Origin of the sequence: Frigoribacterium sp. PhB116, assembly GCF_004364285.1 — a bacterium.
Taxonomy (GTDB): domain Bacteria; phylum Actinomycetota; class Actinomycetes; order Actinomycetales; family Microbacteriaceae; genus Frigoribacterium.
In genome coordinates this window covers 374,141-399,902 of sequence record NZ_SOBE01000001.1, presented here as the reverse complement: position 1 = coordinate 399,902, position 25,762 = coordinate 374,141, and the positions used below count along the sequence as shown (strand labels likewise).

The window sequence follows — 25,762 nt, the reverse complement described above, 5'->3', positions numbered from 1 at the left end:
GTCCCGACCCCCATCGGATCTCCCCGTGAGGACGGATCACATGGCGCTCACGCCAGTTCACCAGCAGTTCAGCACCGTTCCCGCTGCTGCGGGCCTGTACGACCCGCGCAACGAGAAGGACGCCTGCGGCCTCGCCATGGTCGCGACGCTCCGCGGGACCCCGGGCCACGACATCGTCGACGCCGCGCTCGGCGCGCTCCGCAACCTCGAGCACCGTGGTGCGATCGGCTCCGACGCGGGCACGGGCGACGGCGCCGGCATCCTCTGCCAGGTCCCCGACGCGTTCCTCCGCGCCGTCGTCGACTTCGAGCTGCCCGAGGCCGGGCAGTACGCCGTCGGCATCGCGTTCCTCCCGACCGACGAACAAGAGCGAGCCGAGCTGAAGACCGGCGTCGAGCGCATCGCGAACCTCGAGCAGCTCGACGTCCTCGGCTGGCGCGAGGTGCCCGTCCGACCCGACGAGCTCGGCTCGCTGGCCCGCGGGGCGATGCCGGCGTTCGAGCAGCTCTTCGTCCGCAGCCGTCGTCACGACGCCGACGGCGTGCCGCTCTCAGGCGTGGCGCTCGACCGCCAGGCCTACCGTCTGCGCAAGCGCTCCGAGTCGAAGCTCGGCGCCTACTTCACCTCGCTCGGCAGCCGCACCATGGTCTACAAGGGCATGGTCACGACGCTGCAGCTCGAGCCCTTCTACCCCGACCTCAGCGACGAGCGCTTCGCGTCGAAGCTGGCCGTCGTGCACTCCCGGTACTCGACGAACACGTTCCCGTCCTGGCCGCTCGCACAGCCGTTCCGGATGATCGCGCACAACGGCGAGATCAACACCGTCCGGGGCAACCGCAACTGGATGCGAGCGCGCCAGTCGCAGCTCGAGTCCGAGCTCCTCGGCGACCTCAAGCCGCTGCTGCCGGTGGTCAGCCCCGGCGCCAGCGACTCCGCGTCGTTCGACGAGGTGGTCGAGCTGCTGAGCCTCACAGGTCGCTCGCTGCCGCACGCCATCATGATGATGGTCCCCGAGGCGTGGGAGAACCAGGTCGACATCGACCCGACCCTGCGGGACTTCTACGAGTACCACTCGATGCTCATGGAGGCGTGGGACGGCCCCGCCGCCATCACCTTCACCGACGGCAGCCTCGTGGGCGCCACCCTCGACCGCAACGGCCTGCGCCCCGGTCGCTACCTGGTCACCGACGACGGCCTCGTCGTGCTCGCCAGCGAGATCGGCGTGCTGCCCGACATCGACCCCGCGAAGATCGTCCGCAAGGGGCGGCTGCGCCCCGGCAAGATGTTCCTCGTCGACACCGAGGCAGGCCGCTTGATCGAGGACGACGAGATCAAACGCGACCTCGCGGCGTCCGAGCCCTTCGGCGAGTGGCTCGCCGAGGGCCGCATCCGCCTCTCCGAGCTGCCCGAGCGCGAGCACATCGTGCACACGCCGGCCTCCGTCATCCGTCGCCAGCGCACCTTCGGCTACACCGAAGAAGAGGTGCGCATCCTGCTCACGCCGATGGCGAAGACCGGGGCCGAGCCCCTCGGTGCCATGGGCAGCGACACGCCGATCGCGGTGCTGTCCGAGCGCCCGCGCCTCCTGTTCGACTACTTCACCCAGCAGTTCGCACAGGTGACGAACCCGCCGCTCGACTCGATCCGGGAGCAGGTCGTCACGTCGCTGTCGCTCGGGCTCGGCCCGGAGCGCAACCTGCTCTCGGCGACCCCGGAGCACGCGCGCCAGGTCGTGCTCGACTTCCCCGTCATCGACAACGACGAGCTCGCGAAGATCCAGCACATCGACCCCAGCCCCGGTTCTCGCGTCACCTCGACGATCCGCGGCCTGTACCGGGCCGACAAGGGGCCGCGCGCGCTCGAGAAGCGCATCGCGGCCATGTGCAACGAGGTCGACGACGCCATCGAGGCCGGGGCCGAGTTCATCGTGCTCTCCGACCGCGACTCGAACCAGGACTTCGCGCCCGTCCCGTCCCTCCTCATGCTCGCTGCGGTCCACCACCACCTGATCCGCACCGAGAAGCGCATGTCGGTCGGCCTGATCGTCGAGGCCGGCGACGTCCGCGAGGTGCACCACGTCGCCACCCTGATCGGCTACGGCGCCTCGGCGATCAACCCGTACCTCGCCATGGAGACCTGCGAGAACCTCGTCCGGTCGGGCATGATCACCGGCATCTCGCCGGAGGACGCCGTCCACAACTTGATCAAGGCGCTCGGCAAGGGCGTGCTCAAGATCATGTCCAAGATGGGCATCTCGACCGTGTCGAGCTACGCCGCCGCCCAGGCCTTCGAGGCCGTCGGCCTGAGCCAGGAGTTCGTCGACACCTACTTCACCGGCACGTCGAGCGTGCTCGGCGGGGTGGGCATCGACGTCGTCGCGGCCGAGAACAAGCAGCGCCACACCAGCGCGTACCCGACCGACGGGTCCGTCGTGGCGCACGAGCGCCTCGCGACCGGGGGCGAGTACCAGTGGCGCCGCGAGGGCCCGCGGCACCTGTTCAACCCCGACACCGTCTTCCGCCTGCAGCACGCCACGCGCACGCGCCGGTACGACATCTTCCGCGAGTACACGAAACTCGTCGACGACCAGTCGGAGGACCTGATGACCCTCCGCGGGCTCTTCTCGTTCCGGCAGGGCCTCCGCGAGCCGGTGCCCCTCGACGAGGTCGAGCCGATCGAGTCGATCGTGAAGCGGTTCTCGACCGGCGCGATGAGCTACGGCTCCATCTCGAAGGAGGCGCACGAGACCCTCGCGATCGCCATGAACCGCCTGGGCGGCAAGTCCAACACGGGCGAAGGCGGCGAGGACGTCGACCGACTGCTCGACCCCGAGCGCCGCAGCGCGGTCAAGCAGGTCGCGTCGGGTCGGTTCGGCGTGACGAGCATGTACCTCACGCACGCCACCGACATCCAGCTCAAGATGGCCCAGGGCGCCAAGCCCGGCGAGGGCGGGCAGCTGCCCCCGACGAAGGTCTACCCGTGGGTGGCACGCACCCGCCACGCGACGCCGGGCGTCGGCCTGATCAGCCCGCCGCCGCACCACGACATCTACTCGATCGAAGACCTCAAGCAGCTCATCTTCGACGTCAAGCGCGCCAACCCGACGGCCCGGGTGCACGTCAAGCTCGTGAGCCAGTCGGGCATCGGAGCGGTCGCCGCGGGCGTGACGAAGGCCCTCGCCGACGTGGTCCTCGTCTCGGGCCACGACGGCGGCACGGGCGCCAGCCCCCTGAACTCGCTCAAGCACGCCGGCACCCCGTGGGAGATCGGCCTCGCGGAGACCCAGCAGACGCTGATGCTCAACGGCATGCGCGACCGCGTCGTGGTGCAGGTCGACGGCCAGATGAAGACGGGCCGCGACGTCGTGATCGCCGCGCTGCTCGGCGGCGAGGAGTTCGGCTTCGCGACCGCGCCGCTGATCGTCGAGGGCTGCATCATGATGCGGGTCTGCCACCTCGACACCTGCCCCGTGGGCGTCGCGACGCAGAACCCCGAGCTCCGGGCGCGGTTCTCGGGCAAGCCCGAGTTCGTCGTCAACTTCTTCGAGTTCCTGGCCCAGGAGGTGCGCGAGATCCTCGCCTCCCTCGGCTTCCGCAGCCTCGACGAGGCGATCGGCCGAACGGACGCCCTCGACGTCGACCGTGCCCTCGACCACTGGAAGGCCTCCGGTCTCGACCTGTCGCCCGTGCTGGTCGGACCGCACTTCGACGACGACGAGCCCCGTCGCAACCACCGGCAGCAGGACCACGAGCTCGAGTCGCACTTCGACGTCGAGCTCATCGCCCGCAGCTCCGACGTGCTCGAGAACGGCGGCCGGGTCGCGATCTCGCTGCCCATCCGCAACACCGAGCGTGCCGTCGGGACCATGCTCGGCCACGAGGTGACCGTCCGCCACGGCGAGCACGGCCTGCCCGAGGGCAGCATCGACGTCACCCTGACCGGCTCCGCCGGACAGTCGCTCGGTGCCTTCCTGCCGGCCGGCATCACGCTGCGCCTCGAGGGCGACAGCAACGACTACGTCGGCAAGGGCCTCTCCGGCGGCATCGTCGTCGTGCGGCCGTCGCGGGAGAGCACCTTCGTCGCCGAGGACAACGTCATCGCCGGCAACGTGATCGGCTACGGCGCGACCCAGGGCAGCCTCTTCATCCGCGGCATCGTGGGCGAGCGGTTCCTGGTGCGCAACTCGGGTGCCAGCGCCGTCGTCGAGGGCGTGGGCGATCACGCGCTCGAGTACATGACCGGCGGTCTCGCCGTCATCCTCGGCGACACGGGACGGAACCTCGGCGCGGGCATGTCCGGCGGCACGGCCTACGTGCACCGGCTCCGCAGCGAGCGGGTGAACGCCGAGTCCCTCGCGTCGGGCGAGCTCCAGCTGCACCCGCTCGGCAGCGCCGACGTCGAGATCCTCTCCGACCTCCTGTCGCGGCACCTCGCCGAGACGGGCTCGCCCGTCGCCGAGCGCCTGCTCGCCGACGTCGACGCCGCGGCGTCCGAGTTCGTCAAGGTCCTGCCGCGTGACTACGCCGCCGTCCTCGCCACCCGGCAGACGGCCGTCGACGAGGGTCTCGACCCCGATGGCGACGAAGCCTGGAAGCGAATCCTGGAGGTGACCGGTGGCTGATCCGAAGGGGTTCCTCAAGACCCAGAAGCGCGAGCTCCCGAAGCGTCGTCCCGTGTCCGTGCGGTTGATGGACTACAAGGAGGTGTACGAGCAGCAGGAGAGCGGCGAGCTCCGCCGACAGGCGGGCCGTTGCATGGACTGCGGCGTGCCGTTCTGCCACCAGGGCTGCCCCCTCGGCAACCTCATCCCCGAGTGGAACGACCTCATGTGGCGCGGCGAGGGCCGTCAGGCCAGCGAGCGGCTGCACGCGACCAACAACTTCCCCGAGTTCACGGGCCGCCTGTGCCCGGCGCCCTGCGAGGCGTCGTGCGTCCTGGGGATCAACCAGCCGCCGGTGACCATCAAGCAGGTCGAGGTCAGCATCATCGACCAGGCCTTCCAGCAGGGCTGGGTCACGCCTCACCCGCCCGAGCGCCTGACGGGCAAGACCGTCGCCGTCGTCGGGTCCGGCCCGGCCGGCCTCGCCGCGGCACAGCAGCTGACGCGGGCGGGGCACACCGTCGCGGTCTACGAGCGGGACGACCGCATCGGCGGCCTCCTCCGCTACGGCATCCCCGACTTCAAGATGGAGAAGAAGCAGATCGAGCAGCGGCTCACGCAGATGCGCGCCGAGGGAACGCGCTTCCGCGCCGGCGTCGAGATCGGCCGCGACATCGCCTGGGACGACCTCCGAGCGCGCTACGACGCCGTCGTGGTCGCCACGGGCTCCACCGTCCCGCGCGACCTCGACATTCCGGGCCGCGACCTCTCCGGCGTCCACTTCGCCATGGAGTACCTGGTGCAGCAGAACCGCACCGGTGCCGGCGACCGGGTCGACGACCAGATCACGGCCGAGGGCAAGCACGTCGTCGTCCTCGGCGGCGGCGACACCGGCGCCGACTGCATCGGCACGGCTCACCGTCAGGGCGCCCTGTCCGTGACGAACCTCGCCATCGGCCAGCAGCCCCCGGAGGAGCGGGCCGAGTCCCAGCCCTGGCCCACCTTCCCGACCCTGTTCGAGGTCGCGAGCGCGCACGAGGAGGGCGGCGAGCGGATGTACCTCGCCTCCACCGTCGAGTTCCTCCGCAACGAGGTCGGCGAGGTCCGTGCCGTCCGCGTCGCCGAGACCGAGTACCTCGACGGCCGTCGCGTTCCCAAGGCCGGCACCGAGCGCGAGATCCCGGCGGACCTCGTCCTCCTGGCCCTCGGCTTCACCGGCCCGGAGCGCGACGCCATCGAGCAGCAGCTGCGAGTGCCGTTCGACTCCCGGGGCAACCTCGACCGCGGGGGCGACTACCAGACGTCCGAGCCCGGCGTGTTCGTGACGGGGGACGCCGGCCGCGGCCAGTCGCTCATCGTGTGGGCGATCGCCGAGGGCCGGGCAGCGGCCTCGGCCGTGGACGCCTGGCTCGAGGGCGAGACGATCCTGCCGTTCCCGGTCAAGCCCACGGATCGCGCCATTTCGGTCTGACCCGGCTCGAGTCGGGAATAGGCTGGTGGAACGGGTCCCCAGCCGTCCCACCCCCTACCTACAGTAAGGAACACATGAGACGCGCAAAGATCGTCGCCACCCTCGGGCCGGCGACGTCGAGCTACGACGACATCCGGGCCATCATCGACGCCGGCGTCGACGTGGCCAGGATGAACCTCAGCCACGGCAGCTACGACGTGCACGAGTCCGTCTACGCCAACGTGCGCCAGGCAGCGGCGGACGCCGAGCGTCCCGTGGCCGTCCTCGTCGACCTGCAGGGCCCGAAGATCCGCCTGGGCAAGTTCTCCGACGGCCCGCACGACCTCGCGGTCGGCGACGTGTTCAAGATCACCACCGACGACATCCTCGGCACGAAGGAGATCTGCGGCACGACCTTCAAGGGCCTGCCCGGCGACGTCGCCGTGGGCGACCCGCTGCTGATCGACGACGGTCGCGTGAAGCTGCGCGTGCTCGAGACCGACGGAACGACCGTGACGACCGAGGTCGTCGTGGCCGGCACGGTCTCGAACAACAAGGGCATCAACCTGCCCGGCGTCGCCGTGAGCGTCCCTGCCCTCTCTGAGAAAGACGAAGCGGACCTCCGCTGGGGCCTGGCCCTCGGCGCCGACTTCATCGCGCTCTCGTTCGTCCGCGACGCCGACGACGTCACCCGCGTGCACGAGATCATGGCCGAGGAGGGGCGTCGCCTGCCCGTCATCGCCAAGATCGAGAAGCCGCAGGCCGTCGACAACCTCGAGGCGATCATCGACGCGTTCGACGGCATCATGGTCGCCCGTGGCGACCTCGGCGTCGAGCTCCCTCTCGAGGCGGTCCCCATCGTCCAGAAGCACGCCGTCGAGCTGTCCCGCCGCATGGCCAAGCCGGTCATCGTCGCGACGCAGATGCTCGAGTCGATGATCTCCAGCCCGATCCCGACGCGCGCCGAGACGTCCGACGTGGCGAACGCCGTCCTCGACGGCGCCGACGCGGTCATGCTCAGCGGCGAGACGAGCGTGGGCGAGTACCCCGTCGTGACGGTGCAGACCATGGCCCGCATCGTCGCCTCCACCGAAGAACACGGCCTCGAGCGCATCCCCCCGCTCGGCACGAAGCCGCGCACCCAGGGCGGTGCGATCACCCTGGCGGCGGCCGACGTGGCCGACTTCGTCCAGGCGCGCTACCTCTGCGTGTTCACGGAGTCGGGCGACTCCGTGCGTCGCATGTCGCGCCTCCGCCACTCGATCCCGATCCTGGCCTTCACGCCCAACGAGGCGACGCGTCGCCGCATGACGCTCAGCTGGGGCGTCCAGTCGTTCCTCGTCGAGAACGTGACCCACACGGACGCCATGTTCGAGCAGGTCGACGACATCCTCCTGGGCAACGCGCTCGCCCTCTCGGGCGAGAAGGTCATCGTCATCGCCGGGTCCCCTCCCGGCATCGCGGGGTCGACGAACGACCTCCGCGTGCACCGCGTGGGCGACGCGCACGGTGAGGCCGCCCCGGCCTACGCCAGCACGAACTAGCGACGGCAGCACGACCCCGGCACGGCCGGGTCGCCTCCCCGGAGGCGGCCCGGCCGTCGTCGTCCGCGGACCCGCTCTTGCCGAGACCCGCAGGATGCGCGCACACCCTCTCGCGCGAGGCGGGGTGCGCGCGGGTTCGACGGGTCCGCGAGGTCGGCGGCCCGCCCTCAGACTGCGGGCGTAGCCTCCCGGCATGTCCGTCGGCCCCTCGCACCCTCGTTGCTTCGTCGTCGGAGGAGCCCTGTGGGTCGTGCCGAGCGGCACCGGCCACGACGTCGCCACGACTCGGCGCAGCCGTGCGGGCACCGGGGCCGTCGACCGCGCCGGGTCCGCCGTCGTGGACGCCTGGACGTTGACCGGGGGAGCGACGGGGGGCTTCTTCATGGGGACCGTGGCGGGTGCCATCTGGCACGTCGAGGGCCTCGGCGACCTCGCGGCGTTCGTCCTCTCGGGTGCCCTCGTCGGGGCCGTGCTCGCCGTGGGCATGAAGCGGCTCTTCGCGGACTTCAGCGACCCCCGGCCTGACGTCGCACGACCGGACGGGCCGGACCGCGACCTGCCGGCCGTGCGTGTGCCGTGGGACGTCGCGAACGCGGCCCCGGACGACGCCGACGGCGACGAGCTCGCGCTGTGGTCCCTGCGCGCGGAGCGCTGGCGCCTAGCCCGGGCAGCTCGAGAGGCACGCGAGCTCCGGATCGAGCTCGACCTCGACGGGGGAGGGGCGGAGGCGGAGGCGGAGTACCGGGAAGCGGCGGCGGACTACGAACCGGTGGCGCGCCTCCTGGGGCTGCCGTTGCCGCTGCCCCGTTGACCGACCTCGAGCGGACACAGCTCTGTGACGCCCCCGCCCTCCGCTGCACCGGCCGTACGGCCGGTGCCACCGAGGGAATGAGAGAAGCCCCGACCTGCCGGAGCAGATCGGGGCTTCAGTGTCGGGGACGATCAGATCGTCTCCAGTCGGCGTCTCGAGGACGCCGCCGAGTCAGATGACGCGGATGTTCTCGGCCTGGAGGCCCTTGTTGCCCTGAGCCGTGTCGAACTCGACCTTCTGGTTCTCCTCCAGGTTGCGGTAGCCGTCGCCGGCGATCGCGGAGAAGTGCGCGAAGACGTCAGTGGATCCGTCGTCGGGGGTGATGAAGCCGAAGCCCTTTTCGGAGTTGAACCACTTAACGGTACCTGTTGCCATTTTTCTTGTTCCTTCAATCAGAGTTGTCGATCTCGATTTCGAGATCGCTCGTCGCGGTGCCTTTTTGTCCGCTCCCTCTGAGAACGACGCCCCCTGGCCGGGATTCCGAGGAACCTCGACCTGGCACGTCGCGAGATACAAATGCGTAACACAACAACCAGTTCCACCAGCGTAGTGCACGAGTGGCCCGGGTCAACCGTTTCGACGCAGGAAGTCGAGATCGTCTCGATCTCGCGACCTGCGGACGGGCGCTCGCACCGCGCGCACGGCGCGCACGGCGCGGGGCAGGGTGGGGGGAGTCGTCGACCGTGCCGGATGTGGGACTCGAACCCACACGCCCTCTCGGACAGAGCATTTTGAGTGCCCCGCGTCTGCCATTCCGCCAATCCGGCTCACGACGACCGAGGCGAGAATACCGTAGGCTCTGCTTCGTGAGTGACCAGGAAGCAACACCAGCAGCACCCCGTCGCGTCGTCGTCGCGGAGGATGAGTCCCTCATCCGCCTCGACATCGTCGAGATCCTCCGCGACAACGGATTCGAGGTGGTGGGCGAGGCCGGAGACGGCGAGACCGCCGTCGCCCTCGCGACCGAGCTGCGACCCGACCTCGTCATCATGGACGTCAAGATGCCGAAGCTCGACGGCATCTCCGCGGCCGAGACGCTGAGCAAGAACCACATCGCCCCCGTCGTGCTCCTCACGGCGTTCAGCCAGAAAGAACTGGTCGAGCGGGCCAGCGAGGCCGGCGCCCTGGCTTACGTGGTCAAGCCCTTCACGCCCAACGACCTCCTCCCCGCGATCGAGATCGCCCTCTCGCGCTACACGCAGATCATCACCCTCGAAGCCGAGGTCGCCGACCTGGTCGAGCGCTTCGAGACCCGCAAGCTCGTCGACCGGGCCAAGGGCCTGCTCAACGAGAAGATGGGCCTCACCGAGCCGGAGGCGTTCCGCTGGATCCAGAAGGCGTCGATGGATCGTCGCCTCACGATGCACGACGTCGCCCAGGCGATCATCGAGCAGCTGAGCGTCAAGAAGTAGCGAGCCCGCTCGCGACCAGAGGCCCGTCCCCGGTGGGGGCGGGCCTCTCGTCGTTCGGGCACGTTCTGGGCATCGGCCGTGAGGCGCCGGCCGAGGGAGTCAGTCGCGGGCGTCCGTCAGGTAGTTCGTGATGCGCACCGTCGACAACAGGCGTCCGTCGTCGTCCGTCATGACGACCTGGTGCGTCGCCAGGGTGCGGCCGAGGTGGACCGCGGTGCAGGTGCCGGTCACCCACCCGGTCGCGGCCGACCTGCTGTGGCTGGCGTTCAGCTCGATGCCCATCGCGAGGCGCCCCGCCCCGGCGTGGACGTTCGCCGCCACGGAGCCGAGGGTCTCGGCCAGGACGACGTGAGCCCCGCCGTGCAGGATGCCGACCGGCTGGGTGTTGCCCTCGACGGGCATCCGGCCGACCGCGCGCTCCGCGCTCATCTCGAGGATCTCGATGCCCATCTTCTCGGCGAGGGCGCCGACGCCGCGGCGCCGGAAGAGCTCGACCGCGTCGTCGCTGAGCGCGGCGTCGGGACGCACGGTCCGCTCGGCGTCGTTGGACGAGGAGGAGGTGGTCGCGTCGGTCATGGTGCTCCGGATCCGCTGTCGGGGGCGCCCGCTAGGCTGACGGGGTGTCGGACGAAACGAAGCCTACCCTCCTGGTCATCGACGGCCATTCCCTCGCGTTCCGGGCGTTCTACGCCCTGCCCGTCGACAGTTTCGTGAACCGGGAGGGTCAGCACACGAACGCGATCCACGGGTTCATCTCGATGCTGCTGAGCCTCCTCAAGAACGAGAAGCCGACCCATCTGGCGGTCGCCTTCGACATCTCGCGGTTCTCGTTCCGCACGCGTGAATACCCCGAGTACAAGGGCACGCGCTCCGAGACGCCGGTCGAGTTCGTGGGGCAGATCCCCCTCCTGCAGGAGGCGCTGCACGCCATGGGCATCACGACCATCACGAAAGAGGACTTCGAGGCCGACGACATCCTCGCGACCCTCGCCGTGAGGGGTCGCGACGACGGCTACCGCGTCCTCGTCGTCTCGGGCGACCGCGACGCCATCCAGATGGTCAACGACGACGTGACCCTGCTCTACCCCTCAGCGCGCGGCGTCAGCGAGCTCACCCGCTACGACCGCGACAAGGTGTTCGAGCGCTACGGCATCGAGCCGCACCAGTACCCCGAGATCGCGGCCCTCGTCGGCGAGACGAGCGACAACCTGATCGGCATCGACAAGGTCGGCGAGAAGACCGCCGTCAAGTGGATCACCCAGTTCGGCAGCCTCGACGAGGTCATCGCCCACGCCGACGACATCAAGGGCGTCGTGGGCGGCAACCTCCGTGAGCAGAAAGAGCGCGCGATCCGCAACCGGCGGCTCAACCGCCTCGTGACCGACGTCGAGCTCCCCGTGGCGCCCGGCGACCTCGAGCGCCGCGCCGTCGACGCCGACGCCGTGCGCGAGCTCTTCGACAAGCTCCAGTTCCGCACCCTCCTCGACCGCGTGCTCACCCTCGCCGACGCGAGCGGCGCCGCGCCCGACGCCTCGGGAGAGGGCGCCGTCGTGGCCGCCCCTGCCGGCCTGCCCGTCGTGCGCACGCTCATCGACGAAGAGCTCGCGTTCTGGCTCAAGAAGCACGCGTCCGATCCGGCGTCGCCGGTCGGGCTCAGCGTCGAGTACGGCGCCGAGGGCGTCGTGGGGCTCGGCATCTCGTCGCACGACGAGTCCGCCTACGTGCCGTGGGCCACGGGCCGCGGCGACTACGTCGCCCTCGAGGCCTGGCTCGACGCCGACTCGCCGAAGGTGCTGCACGACGCCAAGCGTGCCTACAAGGCCCTGTCCAAGGCGGGTCTCGCGCTCACCGGGATCGCCGGCGACACGCGGGTCGCGGCGTGGCTGCTCAGGCCGGGCCGCACCTCCTTCGCCCTGACCGACCTCGTCTACGAGCAGCTAGGCGAGACCCTCCCCGTCGCGGACCCGAACCAGCTCGTCCCGGCCGACGAGCAGGTGAGCGTCGCGACGGAGGCCTGGTACACGCTCCGGCTCGCCGAGTCGTTCCACGAGTCCCTCGACGAGGGCTCCCGCAGCGTCCTCACCGACCTCGAGCTGCCCTTGGTCCCCGTCCTGGGCGACATGGAGCTCACGGGCGTCGCGGCCGACCACCCGGTCCTGGCCGAGCTCTCCACGCGCCTCGGCGAGACGGCGGCGGGGCTCGCCACGGACGCGTTCGCCGAGATCGGCCGAGAGGTCAACCTCGGCTCGCCGAAGCAGCTGCAGGAGGTCCTCTTCGAGCAGCTCGAGATGCCCAAGACCCGGGCGACGAAGACCGGGTACTCCACCGACGCCGCGTCCCTCGCCGACCTGCAGGAGAAGCACCCGCACCCGTTCCTCGGTCTCTTGCTGCAGCACCGCGACGCGACGAAGCTGCGGCAGATCATCGACACACTCGACAAGTCGATCGCCGACGACGGCCGCATCCACACGACGTACGACCAGACCGGCACCACCACCGGCCGCATCTCGTCCGTCGACCCGAACCTCCAGAACATCCCGGTCAAGGCCGCGGTCGGCCGCGAGATCAGGGCGGCCTTCGTGCACGGCCCCGAGTACGAGACGCTCCTCACGGCCGACTACTCGCAGATCGAGATGCGCATCATGGCCCACCTGTCCGGCGACGCCGGGCTGATCGAGGCCTTCAACGCGGGAGAAGACCTGCACCGCTTCGTCGGCGCCCGCATCTTCGGGGTCGAGCCGGAGGACGTCAGCCCAGCCATGCGCACCAAGGTCAAGGCGATGTCGTACGGACTGGCCTACGGCCTCAGCGCGTTCGGCCTGTCGAAGCAGCTGCGGATCGAGAGCTCCGAGGCGAAGCAGCTGATGACCGACTACTTCGAGCGCTTCGGCGCGGTGAGGGAGTACCTCCGGAACGTCGTGGAGAAGGCGCGTGAAGACGGCTACACCGAGACGATCTTCGGTCGCCGGCGCCCCTTCGCCGACCTCAAGTCGCCCAACCGGGTCCTGCGCGAGAACGCCGAGCGCGCTGCGCTGAACGCGCCCATCCAGGGCTCGGCGGCCGACATCATGAAGAGGGCCATGCTCGGCGTCCGCAGCGAACTCGACGAGCGCGAGATGGCCAGCCGCGTGCTGCTGCAGGTCCACGACGAGATGATCGTCGAGGTCGCGCCGGGCGAGGTCGACGACGTTCGCGACATCGTCAGCCGTCGCATGAGCGGGGCCGCCGAGCTCCGCGTGCCGCTCGACGTCAGCGTGGGCCTCGGCAGCAGCTGGGACGCTGCGGCTCACTAGCGGCGGATCAGCGACGCACCAGGACCGGCACCGGAGCGTCACGTCGACGATGTCGGGGGTCGCAATGACGCCTTCGTCCCCCGAAACGGGCACAAGCGGGGGCGACACGCGCGTCTGACTTGACCAGGGGACGCGAACGGACTTATATAAACCGGGAACAACATCTGTTCCTGCTCTGCTTGCCCCAGCTGTCCACCCCGCTCTCCCCGCTCGGCCTCACCGCCCCGCGAGCCGCACGACTGACGACGGAGTCTCCGCGCATGTACGCTCCCGAGCGCCACCAGCAGATCCTGGACTCGGCGCGCACGCGCGGCCGCGTCGAGGTCGCCGGTCTGGCCCGCGAGCTGTCCGTGACGCCGGAGACCGTTCGCCGCGACCTGACCGCGCTCGAGCGGCGCGGGGTCCTGCGGCGCGTGCACGGCGGGGCCATCGCCGTCGAGCGCCTCGGCATCGAGCCGCACGTCGCCGACCGCGAGGGCTCGGCCGCCGGCGAGAAGGAGCGGATCGCCCGCGCAGCCCTCGACGAGCTGCCCGACGGCGGGTCGATCATCGTCGACGCCGGCACGACGACCGTCCGGTTCGCCGAGCTGCTGCCCACCGACCGCGAGCTCACCGTCGTGACGCACTCGCTGCCCGTCGCGAACGTGCTCGTCGCCCGGCCCAACGTGACCCTCCACCTCCTGGGCGGAGTCGTCCGCGGCCGCACCCTCGCCGCGGTGGGGGAGTGGACCCGGACGCAGATCGCCGAGGTCTTCGCCGACGTCGCCTTCATGGGCACGAACGGCCTCTCGGCCGAGCGGGGCCTCACCACGCCCGACCTCGCCGAGGCGCGAGTGAAGAAGGCCCTGATGGCGGCCTCCCGCCGCACGGTCATCCTCACCGACCACTCGAAGTTCGGCCGGGAGGACTTCGCCCGCGTGGCTCCGCTCTCCGAGGTCGACACGGTCATCACCGACACGGGCGTCGACGCCGACCTCGCCGACGACGTCGAGCGCTCCGGGCCCCGGGTGGTGATCGTGTGATCGTCACCGTGACCCTCAACCCGAGCCTCGACCGCACCGTCGAGGTCGGTCGTCTCGACCGCGGCGACGTCGTCCGCACGGGCGCGCCGCTCCTCGAGCCGGCGGGCAAGGGCGTCAACGTCGCCCGCGCCCTGACCGCCCACGGGGTGAACAGCGTGGCCGTGCTCCCGGTCGGCGGCCGCGAGGGCGCGGAGCTGAGCGCCCTGCTCGACGCGGCCGGCGTGAGCGCGCGGTACGTGCCCGTCTCGGGCCGCACCCGGTCGAACCTGACCGTCGCCGAGCCCGGCGGCACGGTGACCAAGCTGAACGAGCCCGGTCTCGCGCTGAGCCACGACGACCTGACCGCGATCACGGCCGTCGTCCGGGCGACGGCGGAGGACGCCACCTGGATCGTCGTGTCCGGCAGCCTGCCGCCCGAGATCAGCACGGCGACGTTCGCCCGCTTCGTCGACGACGTGCGCCGGACCGGCGCCAAGCTCGCCGTCGACACGAGCGGCGACGCCCTGTCCGCGGCGGTCGAGGCCCGGCCCGACCTGCTGAAGCCGAACCTCGCCGAGCTCGCCGAGCTCGCCGGCCGCACGCTCGACACGCTCGGCGACGTCGTCGCGGCCGCCGAGGCCGTCCGCGCCTCCGGGGTGGGTACGGTGCTCGTGAGCCTCGGGGCCGAGGGCGCCGTGCTCGTCGGCCCCGACGGCGTCGTAGTCGGCACCTCGCACGTCGCCGTGCCCCGCAGCACCGTCGGCGCGGGCGACAGCTTCCTCGCGGGCTACCTCGCGAGCGAGACCGCAGGAGGCGCCCCCCGTGACGCCCTCCTCGCCGCCCTGACCTGGGGTGCCGCCGCCACGAGGCTGCCCGGCACCACGGTCCCGGCGCCCTCCGACCTCGACGCCTCCGAGGCGTCGCTCCTGGCGCAGCCTGACCTGACGAGCCCGCTCGTCGGGGACGCGGCCGCCGCCTCCTCGATCCCCACCCGACGCACCACGTCCCTGCCCACCACCCTCACCGAGACTCACCACTGAGTACGAAGGAGTACCGCCCCTCATGTCCGAATTCACCCCCACGGTCACCGGAACGGGAGTCCGCGCGCGCGTCCAGCGCTTCGGCGGCTTCCTGGCCGGCATGGTCATGCCGAACATCGGCGCGTTCATCGCCTGGGGCCTCATCACGGCCCTCTTCATCCCCACGGGCTGGACGCCCAACGAGACCGTCGCGTCGCTGGTCGACCCGATCATCCTGTACCTGCTCCCGATCCTGATCGCGTACACCGGTGGCCGCATGGTCCACGGGCAGCGCGGGGCCGTCATCGCCTCGATCGCCGTGATGGGCGTCATCGTGGCGACCGACAAGCCGCAGTTCCTCGGCGCGATGATCGTCGGCCCGCTGGCCGCGCTGCTGCTCAAGCAGTTCGACCGCGCGCTCGACGGCCGCATCAAGTCCGGCTTCGAGATGCTCGTCAACAACTTCTCGCTCGGCATCTTCGGCGGGGCCATGGCGATCGGCGCGTACTTCGGCATCGCGCCGCTCACCTCGGGCCTGACCACGGTCCTCGGCAACGGGGTCGACTTCCTCGTCGAGCGCGGCCTGCTGCCGCTGGCGTCCCTGCTGATCGAGCCGGCGAAGATCCTGTTCCTCAACAACGCCATCAACCAGGGCGTGCTCACGCCCCTCGGGATCGACCAGGCTGCCGAGTCCGGCAAGTCCATCCTGTTCATGCTCGAGTCGAACCCCGGCCCGGGCCTCGGCATCCTGCTCGCCTTCCTCTTCTTCGGACCGCGCGCCATCCGTCCGTCGGCACCGGCTGCGATCATCGTGCAGTTCTTCGGCGGCATCCACGAGATCTACTTCCCGTACGTGCTGATGAAGCCGATCCTCCTCATCGGCGCCGTGCTCGGCGGTGCGACCGGAGTCGGCTTCTTCCTCCTCACGGGCGTCGGCCTGGTCGCGAGCCCCTCGCCCGGCAGCATCATCGCCTACGCCCTCGTCGCCGCCCCCGGCGACTTCCCGGTGATCCTGGTCGGCATCCTGCTGTCCGCCGCGGTCTCGTTCGTGGTCTGCTCGTTCCTCATGGGCTTCGGCCGCAAGGAGAAGCGCGAGGCCGCCGCCGAGGACGACGCCGCCCAGGCGCAGGCACTCGCCGACGCCCAGGCCGCCACGGCCGCCAACAAGGCGACCAGCAAGGGCACGGCCGCGCCCTCAGCGTCCAACTGATTGACTCGGGGGGCCGGCTCCGGCCGGCCCCCCACCCTGAGAAACAAGGAGACTGACATGGCAACCCTCGACGGTTCCTCCATCAAGAAGCTCATCGTCGCGTGCGACGCGGGCATGGGCAGCAGCGTCATGCTGGCCTCGACCCTCAAGAAGCAGCTCAAGAAGAGCGGCGTGACCGTCGAGCACTCGCCCGTCGCCGACATCCCGGCCGACGCCGACGTCGTCGTGACGCAGAACAACCTCGCCGAGCGTGCGCGCGGCGTCGTGCCGAACATCCCCGTCGTCCCGTTCCAGCTGTTCATGGGCGACCCCTCGGTCGCCAAGGTGGTCAAGGCCATCCAGGACGGCACGACGGTCGAGGTCTGACGATGGCGGACCAGCAGGCACCCGAGCTGACGTCGCTCCTCGCGGAGTCGTCGATCCGTCTCGACGAGAAGGCATCGAGCCGCGACGAGGCCATCCGCGCCGCGGGCCAGGCGCTCATCGAGGCCGGGGCGATCGACGAGACCTACGTCGACGCCATGTTCGAGCGCGAGAACTCGGTGTCGACCTACGTCGGCGAGGGCGTCGCGATTCCGCACGGCACGCTCGCCGGAAAGGACTCGGTGAAGAAGGACGCGCTCGTCGTGCTCCGCTTCCCGACCCCGGTCGACTGGGACGGCAACGAGGTCTCGGTCGCCGTCGGCATCGCCGCGGCGGGCAACGGCCACATCGCCATCCTCAGCCAACTCGCCAGCATCCTGATGGACCCTGACTCCGCTGCGGCCCTGCGCGGCGCCACGACGACGTCGGAGGTCTACGAGCTGCTCGCGTCGACCGACGACGACGAGTGACGGGCGGCTCGGACTCCTCGTGAGAGCAGCGAAGTGGTGGGCCCCGGGCGACGTGCGTCTCGACGACGTGGCGACGCCCGGGGTCTCTCGCGGTGAGCTACTCCTCCGCGTCGACAACTGCTCCGCCTGCGGCACCGACCTGAAGATCCTGCGGTCGGGCCACCCCCACATGACCGGCCCGCAGGTGATGGGCCACGAGGTCGCCGGCACCGTCGTCGAGGTCGGCGACGAGGTCGACCGTTGGGCCGTCGGCGACCGCGTCCAGGTGATCGCGGCCGTGCCGTGCGGCACCTGCGACGTCTGCCGAGCCGGCCGGCCGAGCGTCTGCCCCCGCCAGACGAGCATGGGCTACCAGTACGCCGGCGGCTTCGCCGAGTTCATGGTCGTCCCCGCGGCCGTCCTGGCCGTCGACGGCGTCAACCGCGTCCCCGACCACGTCTCGTCCGAGGAGGCGTCGCTCGTCGAGCCCCTCGCCTGTGTCCTCAACGGCCAGGAGCTCGCACGCGTCGGCGCGGGGGACAGCGTCCTCGTCATCGGCTCAGGACCGATCGGCTGCATGCACGTCCGCCTCGCCCGTGCCCGGGGCGCGCGCCAGGTGATCCTCGTCGACGCGAACGCGGACCGTCTCGCGCGGGCTGCCGCCCTCGTCCGCCCGGACCTCGCCCTCGCGGTGGAGGCGGGAGCGGACGGACGCCAGGTCGTCCTCGACCAGGTGCGCGCCGCCTCCGGCGGTCTGGGGGTCGACGTCGTCATCACGGCCGCGGCGTCACGACCCGCCCAGGAGCATGCTCTCGCGCTCCTCGCGCCCGGCGGCCGCCTCAGCCTCTTCGGCGGCCTCGCCCGGGACGACTCGCAGATCAGCATCGACTCGAACCTCGTGCACTACCGTGAGCTGACGATCGTGGGCGTGAACGGGTCGAGCCCGGCGCACAACCGCGAGGCGCTGCGGCTCATCGCCTCGGGCGAGGTCGTGGTGGGCGACCTGATCACCCACCGTTTCCCCCTCGACCGCCTGCACGACGCCCTCGAGGCCATCGCGAGCGGCGAGGCCATCAAGGTCACGATCGAGCCCCACCGCGACGATCGACCGACCACCCACGACTGACACGTCCAGGGCCCCGGCCCGCACCCCGACCAGACCGGTCTCGACCAAGGAGAAGAAATGCCAGAACGCACCGTCACCATCGCCTCGAGCGTCGGCCTGCACGCCCGCCCCGCCTCGCTGTTCAGCCAGGCCGCCGGCAAGAGCGGCGCCAAGGTCACGCTGACCTCGCCCGCCGGCAAGACCGTCAACGCCGCCAGCATCCTCGGTGTCCTCTCGCTCGGCATCGGCCACGGCGACGAGGTCGTCCTCGCCACCGACGGCGACAACGCCGACACCGCCCTCGACGAGCTGGCCACGCTGCTCGAGACGGATCTCGACGCCGAGTAGCACCCGTCCGTCCTGCGGGGCGTCGCGTCGACACGGGTCGACGCGACGCCCCGCCGTCGTCGCTAGCCTCGTCCCATGACCGAGCCCACGACGCCTCCCGTCCGCCCGCAGACCCCGATCGACGGCATCGCCGAGCGCTGGGTCGACCAGCTCGTCGACCTCGACCCCACCACCGCGACGTGGATCGGGCGCGAGGGCCGCACGGGCGAGTACGGCGACTACTCGCCAGCGGGCCACGAGCGCCACGTCGAGGCGGTCCGCCGCGTGCTCGCCGAGCTGGACGCCACGGAGCCCGTCGACGACGTCGACCGCGTCACCCAGGACGACCTGGGGGCCGAGCTCCGTCTCGACCTCGAGTACGCCGAGCAGCGTCTGCAGCTGCGCGACCTCAACGTCATCGCCTCACCGATCCAAGCGATCCGCGAGGTCTACGACCTGATGCCCACCGAGACCGAGGGCGACTGGGCCGACGTCGCCTCGCGCCTCGGCCGGGTCGACCAGGCCCTCGGGCAGCTGGTGGAGACCCTCCGCCAGGGCATCGCCGAGGGCGTCGTGCCCGCGCGGCGCCAGGTCGAGGCCGTGGCCGAGCAGTGCGCCCGGATCGGTTCACCGGACGGCTTCTTCGCCGAGCTCGCCTCGTCGGCGCGGCTGGCGGACGGCACCGCCCCCTCAGCCGGGCTCGCGTCCGACCTCGCGAGGGGCGCCTCCTCGGCGGTTGAGGGCTACCTCGCCGCCCGCCGGTTCCTGCTCGACGAGCTGCTGCCCGCGGCCGCCGTCGAGGACGGCGTCGGCCGCGACGCCTACGCCCTGCACTCGAGGCGGTTCCTCGGGGCGACCGTCGACCTCGACGAGACGTACGAGTGGGGCCTCGCCGAGCTCGCCCGCATGAAGAGCGAGCAGGAGGCGGTGGCGCGCGAGATCGAGCCGGGCGCGGACGTGGCGCGGGCGATCGCCGTCCTCGACGCCGACCCCGCGCGACAGCTCGAGGGCACGGAGGCGCTCCAGCAGTGGATGCAGCGGCTCAGCGACCGCGCCGTGGCCGAGCTCGCCGGCACGCACTTCGACGTGCCGGACCCCGTCCGTCGCCTTGAGTGCCGCATCGCGCCGACGAAGGACGGCGGCATCTACTACACGAGCCCCAGCGACGACTTCTCCCGTCCCGGCCGCATGTGGTGGTCGGTCCCCGAGGGCGTCACGCGCTTCGGCACCTGGCGCGAGACGACGACCGTGTTCCACGAGGGCGTACCGGGGCACCACCTCCAGCTCGGCCAGGCGGTCTACAACAGCGCCCAGCTGAACACCTGGCGCCGCCAGCTCGCCGGCACGTCGGGGCACGCCGAGGGCTGGGCCCTCTACGCGGAGAGGCTGATGGACGAGCTCGGCTGGCTCTCCGACCCGGGCGACCGCCTCGGGATGCTCGACGGCCAGCGGATGCGCGCCGCCAGGGTGGTGCTCGACGTCGGCGTGCACCTCGGCAAGACGTTCCCCGGCTCGACCGAGCCCTGGAGCCACGAGACCGCGCTGGCGTTCCTGCGCGCCAACGTCGCCATGGACGACGAGTTCGTCCGCTTCGAGGTCGACCGCTACCTCGGCTGGCCGGGCCAGGCCCCGTCGTACAAGGTCGGACAGCGGATCTGGGAGGACCTGCGTGCCGAGCGGGCTCGTCGCGAGGGAGCCGACTTCGACCTCCGCGCGTTCCACCGTGAGGCGCTCCAGCTCGGCGGCGTCGGGCTCGACACGCTGCGGCGCGCGCTGCTCTCCTGATCGTTGCCCGCCGGGGCGACGCGCAGGTAGTATGTACCAGCGCTATCTGCGCCGATCTGTCCGCACGCCGCGGTCGACACCCCCGAGAAGGCCCAGCCCTCTGGACGACCACGGCCCGATACATGCTTTCACTGGAGCACTAACTACATGACAACCGTAACGACCAAGGCACCCAAGCAGGTCGCCATCAACGACATCGGATCCGCTGATGACTTCCTGGCCGCGGTCGAGAAGACCCTGAAGTTCTTCAACGACGGCGACCTCATCGAGGGCACCGTCGTCAAGATCGACCGCGACGAGGTCCTCCTCGACGTCGGCTACAAGACCGAGGGCGTCATCCCCTCGCGCGAGCTGTCGATCAAGCACGACGTCGACCCCACCGAGGTCGTCGAGGTCGGGGACACCGTCGAGGCCCTCGTCCTCCAGAAGGAGGACAAGGAAGGCCGTCTGATCCTGTCCAAGAAGCGCGCTCAGTACGAGCGTGCCTGGGGCGACGTGGAGAAGATCAAGGACGCCGACGGCGTCGTCACCGGAACGGTCATCGAGGTCGTCAAGGGCGGCCTCATCGTCGACATCGGCCTCCGTGGCTTCCTGCCCGCGTCGCTCATCGAGCTGCGCCGCGTCCGCGACCTCACGCCCTACCTGGGCCAGGAGATCGAGGCGAAGATCCTCGAGCTCGACAAGAACCGCAACAACGTGGTCCTGTCGCGCCGTGCGCTCCTCGAGCAGACGCAGTCCGAGAGCCGCACCACGTTCCTCAACAACCTGCACAAGGGCCAGGTCCGCAAGGGCATCGTCTCCTCGATCGTCAACTTCGGCGCGTTCGTCGACCTCGGCGGCGTGGACGGCCTCGTGCACGTCTCCGAGCTCAGCTGGAAGCACATCGAGCACGCCAGCGAGGTCGTCGAGGTCGGTCAGGAAGTCACCGTCGAGATCCTCGAGGTCGACCTCGACCGTGAGCGCGTGTCGCTCTCGCTCAAGGCGACGCAGGAGGACCCGTGGCAGGTCTTCGCCCGCACCCACGCGATCGGACAGGTCGCGCCGGGCAAGGTCACGAAGCTCGTCCCCTTCGGCGCGTTCGTCCGCGTCGCGGACGGCATCGAGGGCCTCGTGCACATCTCCGAGCTGTCGGCGAAGCACGTCGAGCTGGCCGAGCAGGTCGTCGCCGTCGGCGACGAGGTGTTCGTCAAGGTCATCGACATCGACCTCGACCGTCGCCGCATCTCGCTGAGCCTCAAGCAGGCCAACGAGGGCGTGGACCCCGAGGGCACCGAGTTCGACCCGGCGCTCTACGGCATGCTCACCGAGTACGACGACCAGGGCAACTACAAGTACCCCGAGGGCTTCGACCCGGAGACGAACGAGTGGCGCGAGGGCTTCGACTCGCAGCGCGAGAAGTGGGAGCAGGACTACGCTGCCGCCCAGGCTCGCTGGGAGGCGCACAAGAAGCAGGTCGCTGCGTCGCTCACCGAAGAGGCCTCCTTCGAGGCTCCCTCGGGCTCGACCTTCTCGAGCGAGACCGCCGGTGCCGGCACCCTCGCCGACGACGAGTCGCTCGCCGCTCTGCGCGAGAAGCTGTCCAGCAGCAACTAGTCACACCCAGGTCACGGCGTCTCGGCGCCTGACCGACTCGAACGGCGGTCCCCTCCTCGAGGGGGCCGCCGTTCGGCGTTCCCGGGCCGCGGTCCCGGGTAGCCTCGACGCATGTTCGTCTGTGGCCTGACCGGGGGCATCGCCGCCGGCAAGAGCGTCGTGTCCCGCCGTCTCGCCGAGCGGGGCGCGGCCCACATCGACGCCGACCAGCTCGCCCGCGAGGTCGTCGCGCCGGGCACGCCCGGTCTCGAGGCGATCCGGCGGCGCTTCGGAGATCACGTCCTCACGCCGTCGGGCGATCTCGACCGGCCCGCCCTCGGCGCCCTGGTCTTCTCCGACCCGGCGGCCCGTCGCGACCTCGAGGCGATCACCCACCCGGCCGTCCGCGAGCTCTCCCGCCGGCGCATGGAGGAGGCGGTGGCCGACGACCCGACCAGGGTCGTCGTGTACGACGTGCCGCTCCTGGTCGAGACGCGGGGTGCGGGCGAGTTCGACGTGGTGGTCGTCGTCCACGCGCCTCGCGAGGTGCGGTTGACGCGCTTGGTCGAGCTCCGAGGGATGAGCCCTGAGGAGGCGGTCCGCCGCGTCGACGCCCAGGCCGACGACGAGGCCCGCCTCGCCGTCGCCGACCTGGTGGTCGACTCCTCGATCTCGCTGGAGGCGACCCTCGCGAGGGCGGACGAGGTCGCCGAGGTGCTGCGTTCGCTGTCAGCGGCGAAGGCGGCGGGCCCCTCGGGGCCGAGTGTCAGTGGTCGCTCCTAGACTCGGAGACATGGAACCGACCCGCAGTGTCCGCCCCTTCGAAGTAGTCAGCGAGTACGAGCCGAGCGGCGACCAGCCGGCCGCCATCGCCGAGCTCGCGGGGCGCATCAACGCGGGCGAGACCGACGTCGTGCTGCTCGGCGCGACCGGAACGGGCAAGTCCGCGACGACCGCCTGGCTCGTCGAGCAGGTCCAGCGCCCGACCCTCGTCCTGGCCCACAACAAGACCCTCGCGGCCCAGCTGGCCAACGAGTTCCGCGAGATGTTCCCGCACAACGCCGTCGAGTACTTCGTCTCGTACTACGACTACTACCAGCCCGAGGCGTACGTCCCGCAGACCGACACCTTCATCGAGAAGGACAGCTCGATCAACGCCGAGGTCGAGCGGCTGCGGCACTCCACGACCAACTCGCTGCTCAGCCGTCGCGACGTCATCGTCGTCTCGACGGTGTCCTGCATCTACGGCCTCGGCACGCCCGAGGGCTACATGCAGGCGATGATCGCCCTGCAGGTCGGCATGAAGATCGACCGCGAGACGCTGATCCGGCGCTTCGTCTCGATGCAATACCAGCGCAACGACATCGACTTCTCCCGGGGCAACTTCCGGGTGCGCGGCGACACCATCGAGATCATCCCGATGTACGAAGAGCTGGCCATCCGCATCGAGATGTTCGGCGACGAGATCGAGGCCCTCTACGCTCTCCACCCCCTCACGGGCGACGTCGTCCGCACCATGGACGCGGTGTCGGTGTTCCCCGGCTCGCACTACGTCGCGGGCACCGACGTGATGCACCGCGCCATCGGCACCATCAAAGAAGAGCTCGCCACCCGCCTCGACGAGCTCGACAAGCAGGGCAAGCTGCTCGAGTCCCAGCGCCTCCGCATGCGAACGACCTTCGATCTCGAGATGATGGAGCAGATCGGGTTCTGCAACGGCATCGAGAACTACTCGGCGCACATCGACGGCCGGGGTCCGGGCGAGGCCCCGCACTGCCTCCTCGACTACTTCGCCGACGACTTCCTCGTCGTCATCGACGAGTCCCACGTGACGGTCCCGCAGATCGGCGCGATGTACGAGGGCGACGCCTCCCGCAAGCGCACGCTCGTCGACCACGGCTTCCGACTGCCGAGTGCCCTCGACAACCGCCCGCTCAAGTTCGAGGAGTTCCTCGGCAGGGTGGGGCAGAAGGTCTACCTGTCGGCGACCCCGGGCAAGTACGAGCTCGGCATCACCGACAGCGTGGTCGAGCAGATCATCCGTCCCACGGGGCTCGTCGACCCCCAGATCGTGGTCAAGCCCTCGGAGGGCCAGATCGACGACCTGCTCGACGAGATCCGGGTCCGCGTCGAGAAGGACGAGCGCGTGCTCGTCACGACGCTCACGAAGAAGATGGCCGAAGAGCTGACCGACTTCCTCACCGAGGCCGGCGTCCGGGTCCGGTACCTGCACTCCGACGTCGACACCCTGAGACGGGTGGAGCTGCTGACGGAGCTGCGTCAGGGCGTCTACGACGTCCTCGTCGGCATCAACCTCCTCCGCGAGGGCCTCGACCTGCCCGAGGTGTCGCTGGTCGCCATCCTCGACGCCGACAAGGAGGGGTTCCTGCGGTCGTCGACGTCGCTCATCCAGACCATCGGACGTGCGGCGCGAAACGTCTCCGGCGAGGTGCACATGTACGCCGACGTCATGACCGACTCGATGCGCAACGCCCTCGAAGAGACAGACCGACGGCGCGAGAAGCAGGTCGCCTACAACCTCGAGCGCGGGATCGACCCGCAACCGCTCCGCAAGAAGATCGCCGACATCACCGAGGTCCTGGCTCGCGAGGGCGCGGACACGGCCGAGCTGCTGGCCGGCCGCCAGGGCGGCAAGCGCGCCCCGACCCCCAACCTTCGTCGAGAGGGCAAGGCGGCGAACGCCGCCAACGGACTCGAGTCGATCATCGCCGACCTCAACGACCAGATGCTCCAGGCCGCCGCCGAGCTCAAGTTCGAGCTCGCCGGTCGCCTGCGTGACGAGGTCGCCGACCTCAAGCGCGACCTTCGACAGATGGAGGCGGCCGGCCATGCCCGCTGATCGTCGCCTCCGCGTCGTCGTCACCGGGGCGACCGCGGGGCTGGGCTACTTCGCGGCCGAGCGCCTCGCCGCCCTGGGTCACCAGGTCGTGTTGGCGGCCCGGAGCCCGGAGCGGGCCGTCCGTGCGGCCGACACAGTGCGAGACCGGGTCCCCGGCGCCGACGTCTCGACCGTCGACCTCGACCTCGCCGACTTGTCCTCGGTGCAGTCCGGCGCGGACGCGCTCACGGCCGCCGGGGGCGTGGACGCCCTGCTCGCGAACGCGGGGGTCGTCGGCTCGAGCCGGCGTCAGACGACGGCCGACGGGTTCGAGCTGCAGTTCGGCACGAACCACCTCGGGCACTTCGCGTTGGTCTCGCACCTGCTGCCGGCGCTCTCCGAGTCTCCTCGCGGCCGCGTCGTCCACCTCGGCAGCATCAGCCACCGCTTCGTCCGCCTCGACCTCGACGACCCGATGATGGTCTCGAGCTACTCGGGGGCCGTCGCCTACGCGCGATCGAAGCTCGCGGTCATGACCTTCGGGCTCGAGCTCGACCGGCGCCTCCGGGCCGCCGGCTCGTCGGTGTCGAGCGTGATCGCCCACCCGGGCCTCTCGTTCGAGTCGCTCAGCGACCCGCGGCCGCCCGTCGTCGAGCCTCGTCGGCCCCCTGCGGTCGTCACCTCCGCCATGCACGCGTTCTCCCAGGGCAAGGAGGCCGGGGCCGAGCCGCTCGTCCACGCGACCGTCGACCCCGGCGTGCAGGGCGGGGAATACTGGGGCCCCTCCGGGTGGTTCCAGCTGACCGGCGCGCCCGCCGTTGTCCCCACGAAGAAGCACGCACGAGACCCGGCCGCGGCAGAACGGCTCTGGGCCGTCTCGGCCGAGCTCACCCACACAGACCCCGTCCTCTAGCGCGCGGACGCTTCTCCTGCTGCCGTCACCCGGCCGATCTCCCCGTCGGCCGGCCTCGATGTCAGGGGC

Annotated in this window: 20 protein-coding genes and 1 tRNA gene; 18 read left to right on the top strand and 3 right to left on the bottom strand. The window is 70.6% G+C overall.

All coding sequences use genetic code 11. The features are described from left to right. Positions 1-40: 40 nt before the first annotated feature. The 4 genes from gltB to EDF20_RS01770 all read left to right on the top strand — a co-directional run bounded on the left by gltB (position 41) and on the right by EDF20_RS01770 (position 8,405). Positions 41-4,621 carry a glutamate synthase large subunit gene (gene gltB, locus EDF20_RS01785; RefSeq protein WP_133738072.1) on the top strand — a complete coding sequence of 1,527 codons (4,581 nt, stop codon included), beginning with the start codon at positions 41-43 and terminating at the stop codon, positions 4,619-4,621. After that, positions 4,614-6,071, top strand: a complete 1,458-nt coding sequence (locus tag EDF20_RS01780) for a glutamate synthase subunit beta (protein ID WP_123545861.1) — start codon at positions 4,614-4,616, stop codon at positions 6,069-6,071. The genes gltB and EDF20_RS01780 overlap by 8 nt, the downstream gene beginning before the upstream one ends. A gap of 74 nt (positions 6,072-6,145) precedes the next feature. Continuing rightward, positions 6,146-7,594 (top strand): pyruvate kinase, encoded by a 1,449-nt coding sequence (pyk, locus tag EDF20_RS01775; protein WP_133737526.1) that lies wholly within the window; start codon positions 6,146-6,148, stop codon positions 7,592-7,594. A 193-nt stretch (positions 7,595-7,787) separates the two neighbouring features. Beyond that, complete coding sequence (locus EDF20_RS01770; RefSeq protein WP_133737525.1) at positions 7,788-8,405, top strand: hypothetical protein; 618 nt, start codon at positions 7,788-7,790, stop codon at positions 8,403-8,405. Between the two features lie 171 nt (positions 8,406-8,576). On the opposite strand, the gene EDF20_RS01765 is transcribed toward EDF20_RS01770, so the two are convergent. Together EDF20_RS01765 and EDF20_RS01760 are read right to left on the bottom strand one after the other, a co-directional pair. Then, a complete protein-coding gene (locus tag EDF20_RS01765; RefSeq protein ID WP_055797427.1) occupies positions 8,577-8,780 on the bottom strand; it encodes a cold-shock protein in 204 nt (67 codons plus the stop codon). A gap of 309 nt (positions 8,781-9,089) precedes the next feature. Next, positions 9,090-9,172 (bottom strand) — tRNA-Leu (locus EDF20_RS01760). 39 nt (positions 9,173-9,211) lie between these two features. Here EDF20_RS01760 and EDF20_RS15565 point away from each other — a divergent pair. After that, positions 9,212-9,817: a response regulator gene (locus EDF20_RS15565; RefSeq protein ID WP_146900783.1), complete on the top strand. Its 606-nt coding sequence runs from the start codon at positions 9,212-9,214 to the stop codon at positions 9,815-9,817. A 99-nt stretch (positions 9,818-9,916) separates the two neighbouring features. Here the strand turns inward: EDF20_RS15565 and EDF20_RS01750 are convergent, their stop codons facing one another. Then, entirely contained in the window at positions 9,917-10,267 is a 351-nt protein-coding gene (locus tag EDF20_RS01750) for a PaaI family thioesterase (protein WP_243833397.1), read from the bottom strand. Positions 10,268-10,437: 170 nt separating this feature from the next. On the opposite strand from EDF20_RS01750, the gene polA reads away from it, so the two are divergent. The 13 genes from polA (at position 10,438) to EDF20_RS01690 (ending at position 25,693) form a co-directional block, all read left to right on the top strand. Continuing rightward, positions 10,438-13,110 carry a DNA polymerase I gene (gene polA / locus EDF20_RS01745; protein ID WP_133737523.1) on the top strand — a complete coding sequence of 891 codons (2,673 nt, stop codon included), beginning with the start codon at positions 10,438-10,440 and terminating at the stop codon, positions 13,108-13,110. Positions 13,111-13,370: 260 nt separating this feature from the next. Further along, entirely contained in the window at positions 13,371-14,132 is a 762-nt protein-coding gene (locus tag EDF20_RS01740; RefSeq protein WP_123545849.1) for a DeoR/GlpR family DNA-binding transcription regulator, read from the top strand. Positions 14,133-14,140: 8 nt separating this feature from the next. Then, positions 14,141-15,151 (top strand): 1-phosphofructokinase family hexose kinase, encoded by a 1,011-nt coding sequence (locus EDF20_RS01735; RefSeq protein ID WP_233568939.1) that lies wholly within the window; start codon positions 14,141-14,143, stop codon positions 15,149-15,151. A 22-nt stretch (positions 15,152-15,173) separates the two neighbouring features. Next, positions 15,174-16,340, top strand: coding sequence for a PTS mannitol transporter subunit IICB (locus EDF20_RS01730; RefSeq protein ID WP_146900796.1), 1,167 nt, complete (start codon positions 15,174-15,176; stop codon positions 16,338-16,340). A gap of 57 nt (positions 16,341-16,397) precedes the next feature. Then, on the top strand, positions 16,398-16,706 hold the full coding sequence (locus EDF20_RS15860) for a PTS lactose transporter subunit IIB (protein WP_146900799.1): 309 nt from the start codon (positions 16,398-16,400) through the stop codon (positions 16,704-16,706). A gap of 2 nt (positions 16,707-16,708) precedes the next feature. Next, complete coding sequence (locus EDF20_RS01725; RefSeq protein ID WP_123545845.1) at positions 16,709-17,173, top strand: PTS sugar transporter subunit IIA; 465 nt, start codon at positions 16,709-16,711, stop codon at positions 17,171-17,173. 19 nt (positions 17,174-17,192) lie between these two features. Next, the gene (locus EDF20_RS01720) at positions 17,193-18,278 is read left to right on the top strand and encodes a zinc-dependent dehydrogenase (RefSeq protein WP_133737522.1); all 1,086 of its coding nucleotides are present in this window, start codon (positions 17,193-17,195) and stop codon (positions 18,276-18,278) included. Positions 18,279-18,335: 57 nt separating this feature from the next. Then, positions 18,336-18,605: an HPr family phosphocarrier protein gene (locus EDF20_RS01715; protein WP_123545842.1), complete on the top strand. Its 270-nt coding sequence runs from the start codon at positions 18,336-18,338 to the stop codon at positions 18,603-18,605. A 75-nt stretch (positions 18,606-18,680) separates the two neighbouring features. Continuing rightward, complete coding sequence (locus EDF20_RS01710; RefSeq protein ID WP_133737521.1) at positions 18,681-20,369, top strand: DUF885 domain-containing protein; 1,689 nt, start codon at positions 18,681-18,683, stop codon at positions 20,367-20,369. A gap of 147 nt (positions 20,370-20,516) precedes the next feature. Beyond that, on the top strand, positions 20,517-21,962 hold the full coding sequence (rpsA, locus tag EDF20_RS01705; RefSeq protein WP_123545838.1) for a 30S ribosomal protein S1: 1,446 nt from the start codon (positions 20,517-20,519) through the stop codon (positions 21,960-21,962). A gap of 111 nt (positions 21,963-22,073) precedes the next feature. Continuing rightward, on the top strand, positions 22,074-22,724 hold the full coding sequence (coaE, locus tag EDF20_RS01700) for a dephospho-CoA kinase (protein WP_123545836.1): 651 nt from the start codon (positions 22,074-22,076) through the stop codon (positions 22,722-22,724). A 10-nt stretch (positions 22,725-22,734) separates the two neighbouring features. After that, on the top strand, positions 22,735-24,801 hold the full coding sequence (gene uvrB, locus EDF20_RS01695) for an excinuclease ABC subunit UvrB (protein ID WP_123545834.1): 2,067 nt from the start codon (positions 22,735-22,737) through the stop codon (positions 24,799-24,801). After that, positions 24,791-25,693, top strand: a complete 903-nt coding sequence (locus EDF20_RS01690; protein WP_133737520.1) for an SDR family NAD(P)-dependent oxidoreductase — start codon at positions 24,791-24,793, stop codon at positions 25,691-25,693. The genes uvrB and EDF20_RS01690 overlap by 11 nt, the downstream gene beginning before the upstream one ends. Positions 25,694-25,762: the final 69 nt, after the last annotated feature.